Annotated in this window: 7 protein-coding genes and 1 pseudogene; 3 read left to right on the top strand and 5 right to left on the bottom strand. The window is 57.2% G+C overall.

Going from position 1 to position 6144, the window contains the following annotated elements:
• The 5 genes and pseudogenes from ACR0EL_RS21230 to ACR0EL_RS21210 form a co-directional block, all read right to left on the bottom strand.
• A pseudogene (locus ACR0EL_RS21230) lies at positions 1 to 91 on the bottom strand (electron transfer flavoprotein subunit beta/FixA family protein); the annotation flags it as partial.
• A gap of 201 nt (positions 92 to 292) precedes the next feature.
• On the bottom strand, positions 293 to 865 hold the full coding sequence (locus ACR0EL_RS21225) for a cob(I)yrinic acid a,c-diamide adenosyltransferase (RefSeq protein WP_353013411.1): 573 nt from the start codon (positions 863 to 865) through the stop codon (positions 293 to 295).
• Positions 866 to 1069, bottom strand: a complete 204-nt coding sequence (locus ACR0EL_RS21220; RefSeq protein WP_170531301.1) for a twin transmembrane helix small protein — start codon at positions 1067 to 1069, stop codon at positions 866 to 868. It abuts the gene before it with no gap.
• An 81-nt stretch (positions 1070 to 1150) separates the two neighbouring features.
• The gene (locus ACR0EL_RS21215) at positions 1151 to 1978 is read right to left on the bottom strand and encodes an SDR family NAD(P)-dependent oxidoreductase (protein WP_480502135.1); all 828 of its coding nucleotides are present in this window, start codon (positions 1976 to 1978) and stop codon (positions 1151 to 1153) included.
• Between the two features lie 69 nt (positions 1979 to 2047).
• A complete protein-coding gene (locus ACR0EL_RS21210) occupies positions 2048 to 2695 on the bottom strand; it encodes an SH3 domain-containing protein (RefSeq protein WP_480502133.1) in 648 nt (215 codons plus the stop codon).
• Positions 2696 to 2900: 205 nt separating this feature from the next.
• Here ACR0EL_RS21210 and parC point away from each other — a divergent pair, with 205 nt between their 5' ends.
• From parC to ACR0EL_RS21195, 3 genes are all read left to right on the top strand, one after another.
• On the top strand, positions 2901 to 5249 hold the full coding sequence (gene parC, locus ACR0EL_RS21205) for a DNA topoisomerase IV subunit A (protein ID WP_480502131.1): 2349 nt from the start codon (positions 2901 to 2903) through the stop codon (positions 5247 to 5249).
• A 98-nt stretch (positions 5250 to 5347) separates the two neighbouring features.
• On the top strand, positions 5348 to 5938 hold the full coding sequence (locus ACR0EL_RS21200; RefSeq protein WP_480502129.1) for a hypothetical protein: 591 nt from the start codon (positions 5348 to 5350) through the stop codon (positions 5936 to 5938).
• 115 nt (positions 5939 to 6053) lie between these two features.
• Positions 6054 to 6144: GTP-binding protein (locus tag ACR0EL_RS21195; RefSeq protein WP_215675807.1), on the top strand; the 91-nt coding region annotated here is incomplete at its 3' end.

The raw sequence follows: 6144 nt of genomic DNA, 5'->3' as shown, positions 1-6144 counted from the left end.
CATTGGCGAGATCAACACCGCTACCGTCCGCTTTGACGCGAACCTTCACATTATAGTCAATCACGCGCTTGACAGGCACGAGTACCTTCATTTTGCGCTTTCTCCTCACAAAAACGGCAAGCCGCAATGCGACTCCACCAATGCTCTCGGACGACTGAATAACGTCTCATGTCTTGCGACAACAGGGCAAAATCGTCACGTCATAAGCTTGAGACGTCGCGTTTTGATTTTTTTGACGTCACGGCGCGAAACTTTGTTGCGGATAGAAGCAGTTGATTTGCAGGCGCGCCATTCAGCGGTTCGCGCCCGGAACCCACAAGACGTCGTCTTTGCCGTTGTTGTTGGCGCAGCGGGCCGCCACAAAAAACCAGTCGCTGAGACGGTTGAGGTATTTGACGGCGACCTCGTTCACCGGCTCCATATTTGTCAGCTCAACAGCAAGGCGTTCGGCCCGACGGGACACGGTGCGGCAGACGTGCAGATGGGCCGCCAGACGGGATCCACCCGGCAGGATGAAACTGCGCAACGGTTCAAGGTCTGCGTTCATCGCATCAATCTCGGCCTCAAGACGGTCGATCTGGGCAGGGGCGATGCGCAGTGGCGGATAGTCTGCCTCGGCATCTTTTTCCATGTCGGGGCGGCAGAAATCGGCCCCCAGATCGAACAGATCATTCTGAATGCGGGCGAGGGCTGCATCGGTTTCACCACCGGCCTCTGTGCGTGCCACGCCCACGAATGAGTTCAACTCATCCACTGTGCCATAAGCGGCCACCCTGCCAGAGTATTTGGCAACCCGCTCACCATTGCCGAGGGCGGTTTTCCCGTCATCTCCGGTTCGTGTGTAGATTTTGTTTAGTACAACCATTTAAGATGCCCCCTGTCCTTTGAGGTAGACGTAGAGCAGGATCAGCAATACGGCAATGAACTGAAACAGGATGCGCAGCCGCATCATCTTGTTGCTTTTCTTCGCAGCCGCCATGCCGCCTTTGCCGAAGTTGGAAATGCCGATCGCCAACACGACCACCACTGACGCCATGGCCAGAAGCAAAACGACCATCAAAAGGTCCATAAGGGTTCACCGTCTGCGTTTTTTGTTTCGTTTGGACTGATCTAGCCCCGATACCCGAAAAAGCGAACCGGTAATTTCGTCTCAGATGTCGGACAGAATGCGGTCTATCGCCCTTGTGGGCAATATCCGGCGCAGATAGCCGGCGATATAGGTCGGGGTGGTGACATAGTAGCGGGCTTTGGGTCTGCGCGCTTCGACCGCATGGACCAGCTTAGCCGTGACCGCCGAAGCGGGCAGTTCAAACTTGTCGGGCCCCGAGCTTTCATACAATCGCTTCAGCAGTGAGTTTTCATATTTCGCTCGTAGGGCCGAGTTTTCCCAATCAATGAACCGTTCGAATAACGGGATGGCCTTTTCACGCAGCTTTGACGTGATCGGGCCTGGTTCGATGAGGATCACGCGGATGTTTGTGTCCTTCAACTCAAGTCGCATCGTGTCGCTGAGCCCTTCGATGGCGTATTTCGTCGCCACATAGGCCCCCCGCCACGGGAATGCCACCAGCCCAAGTACAGATGAACATTGAACAATTCGCCCATGCCCTTGATCACGCATGACGGGAATGACCTGTCGCGTCAGTTCGTGCCAGCCAAAGAAATTGGCTTCGAAGATGTGGCGCAACCCGTCTGTGGGTACATCTTCGACCGCGCCGGGCAGGCCATGGGCGCCGTTGTTGAACAAGGCGTCCAACGTGCCGCCGGTGGCCTGTAAAACCTCGGTCAACCCGGCCTTGATACTGTCTGCATCCGCATAGTCGATTCGTGGGCTTTCGAAGCCTTGGGCGCGCAACCGGTCACAATCACGCTGCTGTCGGCACGAGGCAAACACCCGCCACCCTTGTGCTCGCATACCGTGTGCTGCATCAAGCCCGATACCAGAAGAACAACCTGTGATGAGAATCGATTTTTGCATGAGTGTCCCGCACCAGAATGTGCTCAATAGCTACGGTCAGCATTGGGGCAGGACAATGACGCTAAACAATCAGTTTGATGTTTTTCGGACAAGCGATGTTGAAATCCATCCAACCTGTTGCCCGGGCAACACGCGCAGGCGCAACCAGCCGGTGCCCGAGTCGCTCAGAACTTCGACCTGCTGGCCGATCTGCGCTTTGCCGATGATCGGATAGATCGTACCGGGCCCATCGCGCATGTTCACGCGTGTGCCTGAAATCTCGCGGATGTCCTTTTCTGGCTCAGGCAAAGCGGGCACGCCTACTGTCTCGGGGTCGGCGTCTGTAGCGACCTGTTGAAGTGAGGCAACACCGTCTTCAAGCGATGCCAGCGCAAGCGACACAGTTTGATCTTCGAACAAAGAGGGGTTCGCCTGCAGGCCAGCGGCCACCTGTGCAAGCATGGCCTTGGTTTCTTCTTCGGTCAGGGCTGGCTCAGGCTCTGCAAGCGGCTCAAGCGTTTGTGCAGGACGATCCGAGGGGGTCGGTTCAAAGCTGACCTGTGTCACAAGCTCTTCCACCGCGGCTGAGGCCACGGGCTTAGAGGCGGGCTTGAAAGCTTCGGCCATACGTTGCGGATTATCCGCGCGCAGGCCGCGTGGTTCAAAATCCGGGCCTCCGCTCATCACGTAAAAGGTCCAGCCGAGTGCGGCAAATGTAATAAAAATAAGGCGCGTCATGGCGCATCCCCCAAAATCAATCGTTACAACAACAAAAAGGCAGCATTCATTTATTGTCGGAATGGTACCATATTTTGATGGCTGAGTCGAAAATCGGGGGAAAACACAGGCTTGCCTCCCCCTGTTGCAAAAAGCACGACTTGTCCCCAGCAAAATGGACCATGCTTGCTTTACCCAGCCGCGCTTGCGTCGTATCACATCATCTATGAATGACACGATCGACGACCCCAATATGGAGGCCCCTGAAGGTGGGGGCGAGGTGGCCGAACCGCTGCGCCGCGCAATTGGTGAGCGTTATCTGACCTATGCGCTGTCCACCATCATGCACCGCGCCCTGCCGGATGCGCGGGACGGGCTGAAGCCGGTCCACCGGCGAATCCTCTATGCGATGAGAGAGCTGCGACTCAGTGCAACCGGAGGTTTCAGGAAATCGGCCAAGATTTCCGGCGACGTGATGGGGAACTATCACCCGCATGGGGACGCTGCGATCTATGACGCGATGGCGCGTCTGGCGCAGGACTTCAACGTGCGTTACCCGCTGGTCGACGGGCAGGGGAATTTCGGCAATATCGACGGCGACAACCCGGCGGCCTCGCGATACACCGAGGCACGGATGACCATCGTGGCCGAGGCGCTGCTTGAGGGTCTGAACGAAGACGCCGTTGATTTCCGCGACAACTACGATGGCACGCTGACCGAGCCGGTTGTGCTGCCAGCGCAGTTCCCCAACCTGCTGGCCAACGGTGCCAGCGGAATCGCGGTGGGGATGGCGACGAATATCCCGCCGCATAATATCTCGGAACTCTGCGATGCTTGCCTGCACCTGATCAAAACGCCGGATGCGCGTGACGATACGCTGTTGAACTATGTGCCCGGCCCGGATTTCCCGACTGGCGGCGTGATCGTTGAGCCGCCCGAGAATATCGCGCAAGCCTATCGCACCGGGCGCGGATCTTTCCGGCTGCGCTGTAAATTCGAGGTCGAGGATCTGGGTCGCGGCCAATGGCAGATCGTGATCACCGAGATCCCCTATCAGGTTCAGAAATCCAAGCTGATCGAGAAGATTGCTGAGCTGATCCAGACCAAGAAGATTCCGATCCTCGCGGATGTACGCGACGAATCCGCTGATGACATTCGCCTGATTCTGGAACCGCGTTCCAAGAACGTGGACCCTGAGGTGCTGATGGGCATGCTTTACCGCAACTCTGACCTTGAGGTGCGATTCAGCCTGAATATGAACGTGTTAATCGACGGCGTAACGCCTAAGGTCTGCTCGATGAAGGAAGTGCTGCGAGCTTTCCTTGATCACCGGCAGGAGGTTCTGCTGCGCCGCTCTCGCCACCGCATGGCGAAGATCGACCACCGCTTGGAGGTGTTGGAGGGCTTTATCGTCGCCTTCCTCAACCTCGACCGTGTGATCGACATCATCCGTTACGACGACGACCCGAAGGCCGCGCTGATGCGCGAGGACTGGGGCATAGACCATGTCCGCGCGACCGACGAAGCCGACTATGTCTCGCCCAAACCGGGCGAGGGTGAGTTGTCCGAAGTTCAGGTCGATGCGATCCTCAACATGCGCTTGCGCAGTTTGCGCCGTCTGGAAGAGATGGAGCTGGTCCGCGAACGCGATGAGCTGATGCTGGAACGCGCCAACCTCGAAGACCTTCTGGCCGATCCCGCCCTGCAATGGGCCAAGATTGCCGAGCAGTTGAAAGAGACCAAAAAGACCTTCGGCAAAGACTACGAAGGTGGCGCGCGCCGCACGCAATTTGCTGAGGCCGGACAGGTCGAGGAAGTGCCGCTCGAAGCAATGATCGACCGTGAACCGATCACGGTGGTTTGCTCTCAGATGGGCTGGATTCGCGCAATGACCGGACATATCGATCTGGCACGCGAATTGAAGTTCAAGGACGGCGACGGCCCCCGGTTCATATTTCATGCTGAGACCACCGACCGGCTGCTGGTGTTTGCGTCAAACGGGCGGTTTTACACGGTCAGTGCCGCCAACCTGCCCGGTGGGCGTGGCATGGGCGAACCGCTGCGTCTGATGGTCGACCTGCCAAACGAGGCTCAGATCATCGACATCCTGATCCACAAACCGGGGCGAAAGCTGCTGGTAGCCTCCGACGCAGGCAACGGATTCATGGTGCCCGAGGATGACGTGCTGGCCCAGACCCGCAACGGCAAACAGGTGCTCAACGTCAAGGATGACGAGACGGCGATGATCTGTAAGCCGGTCGCAGGCGACCATGTGGCGGTCGTATCTCAGAACGGCAAGTTCCTTGTCTTCCCGACCGAAGACCTGCCCGAGATGACGCGCGGCAAGGGTGTCCGCCTTCAAAAATACAATATGGCGCGCGGGCGGCAGGGGACGCTGGAACTGGATGGCGGCTTGTCCGACGTCACCACCTTCAACTGGGAGGAAGGCCTCAAATGGTCGATGGGTGGCGACAAGACACGGCACGAGGCGGATATGTCCCAATGGCTGGCCAAACGCGCCAGTGTTGGGAAAAAGCCGCCCTACGGGTTCCCACGCGACTATAAATTCTCGTGATCAGGGGGCTTGCGCGGGTGAAATTCTGCCGATGCGGCTTGGCACAGCCTGTGTTGGTGCGCTAAATCAAAAGAAAAACAGGCCTATCGAGACGAGACATGTTGCGCATTCTGACACTGATCACCGGATTGGCCCTAATGGGCGCCTGCACGCAGACACAGGTTTACGAAGAACCCGAGTCACTGGGTGAATTCAAGCTGCGGGTGAACTACGCGTTTGCCGAAAAGGCGAAACAGGGTCCGGTTTCGCGCGATGCAACCCCAAAAGAATGGGAAGACGCGATCCAGAACGCGGTTGATATCCGGCTGGGGCGCTATCAAGGGGCGCAGGAATATGACATCGGCATCAGCCTCGAAGGCTATATGCTGGCTCCTCCCGGAGTTCCCGTTATCTATAATCCTAAAAGCACCGCGATTGTTTTGGTAAACGTTTATGACGTCAAAAAGAAAGAGTTCCTGGCCAAGGCCAAACAGTTCCAAGTGCTGGAAGATACGACTGGGGAAAGCGCCTTTGCCGGTTCAGGGCGCACCCGAACCAAAGAAGAGCAAATGAGTGGTTTGGCCCTCAAAGTTGCTGACCGCGTCGAAGAATGGCTGGCCGAAGAGCACAACGACAATGGCTGGTTCGACAAGCGACCAGACCTGATCCAACCGCTCGATTCTACCGAACTAGTGCAAAATCCGGCCTGAGCTCGGCTTTTCCCCAAGGATGTGCTTGATTTTCCCCCCTGAACCAAATATCTCGCGCGCGCAGATGTAACCACGGGACCAAGGGTCCCCCAAAATGCAAAAGGGCGCCTGAGGAATGGCAAAGGAAAAGTTTGAGCGTACAAAACCGCACGTCAACATCGGCACGATTGGGCATGTTGACCATGGTAAGACCACGCTGACCGCAG

It is taken from the genome of Ruegeria sp. AH12 (genome assembly GCF_056541465.1).
This window is presented reverse-complemented; position numbering and strand designations above follow the sequence as displayed.

Excerpts from the sequence above, each read along its gene's own strand:
- parC (WP_480502131.1), top strand. The coding sequence starts at position 2,901 with ATGAATGACACGATCGACGACCCCAATATGGAGGCCCCTGAAGGTGGG.
- ACR0EL_RS21225 (WP_353013411.1), bottom strand. The coding sequence starts at position 865 with ATGGTTGTACTAAACAAAATCTACACACGAACCGGAGATGACGGGAAA.
- ACR0EL_RS21220 (WP_170531301.1), bottom strand. The coding sequence starts at position 1,069 with ATGGACCTTTTGATGGTCGTTTTGCTTCTGGCCATGGCGTCAGTGGTG.
- ACR0EL_RS21210 (WP_480502133.1), bottom strand. The coding sequence starts at position 2,695 with ATGACGCGCCTTATTTTTATTACATTTGCCGCACTCGGCTGGACCTTT.
- ACR0EL_RS21215 (WP_480502135.1), bottom strand. The coding sequence starts at position 1,978 with ATGCAAAAATCGATTCTCATCACAGGTTGTTCTTCTGGTATCGGGCTT.
- ACR0EL_RS21200 (WP_480502129.1), top strand. The coding sequence starts at position 5,348 with ATGTTGCGCATTCTGACACTGATCACCGGATTGGCCCTAATGGGCGCC.